The 300-nt window shown below is 43.7% G+C and carries 1 protein-coding gene; it reads right to left on the bottom strand.

Annotated features, from left to right (window positions below):
• The coding region (locus tag P6709_RS19795; RefSeq protein ID WP_336619018.1) for a penicillin-binding transpeptidase domain-containing protein at nt 1-300 on the bottom strand (300 nt) is incomplete at both ends.

Below are 300 nucleotides of genomic sequence, written 5' to 3'. Positions count from 1 at the left end.
GTAACCCCGTCCCGTGTCTCCAGTCTGATTGCATCTTTAATGAATTGAACGTTTGCACGATCGAAGCCAAATTCGTTTGTATAGAAGTCCTTAAGAATCTGGACCTGTTCAATGGGTGAAATCATGAGGGAAGACTCAAGCCAAAAGCCTTCAATTCCGCCCGATACATTCTGATTCCCGTACTGACTGTGATTTAGGTAGGATTGTATGTTCTTCATTTTCGTCTTTTTATCGAGCATTTCAGCAGCTACAATTGTCAGCAAAGCGATTGCCTGCCCCATTTGGATCCCTTCAAGCATG

Source organism: Jeotgalibacillus sp. ET6 (genome assembly GCF_029667115.1).
GTDB lineage: Bacteria > Bacillota > Bacilli > Bacillales > Jeotgalibacillaceae > Jeotgalibacillus.
The sequence above is the reverse complement of the archived record's forward strand: the minus strand, read 5'-3'. Positions and strand labels throughout refer to the sequence as shown.